This is a genomic window from Mycolicibacterium pyrenivorans (assembly GCF_025821625.1).
Taxonomy (GTDB): domain Bacteria; phylum Actinomycetota; class Actinomycetes; order Mycobacteriales; family Mycobacteriaceae; genus Mycobacterium; species Mycobacterium pyrenivorans.
Window position 1 is genome coordinate 1 of sequence record NZ_JACKSH010000150.1, and the last position, 388, is coordinate 388.

1 protein-coding gene is annotated in these 388 nt (G+C 65.5%); it reads left to right on the forward strand.

The genetic code is table 11. The annotated features are described in order from the left end of the window. Positions 1-388 (forward strand): copper amine oxidase (locus H7I57_RS18095; protein ID WP_443678335.1); only part of this gene is annotated, 388 nt, incomplete at both ends.

Below are 388 nucleotides of genomic sequence, written 5' to 3' on the forward strand. Positions count from 1 at the left end.
ACGGTTGTCAAGGTGATCGACGAGGTCGAGCTGCCGTTGCCCACCGAACGCGGCGAGTGGGATGCCGCGCCGCATGCGGTTCCGGCCCGCACCGATCTCAAACCCATCGAGATCACGCAGCCCGAAGGCGCGAGCTTCTCCGTCGAGGGCAACCAGATCACCTGGGCCGATTGGTCTTTCCGCTTCGGCTTCGACGTTCGCGAGGGCCTGACCCTGCATCAGCTGTCGATCGATGGCCGGCCGGTGGTGTACCGCGCGTCGATCGCCGAGATGGTGGTGCCCTACGCCGATCCCTCGCCGGTCCGCTACTGGCAGAACTACTTCGACCAGGGGGAGTACCTGTTCGGCCGGTACACCAACGCCCTCGAACTGGGTTGTGACTGCCTCG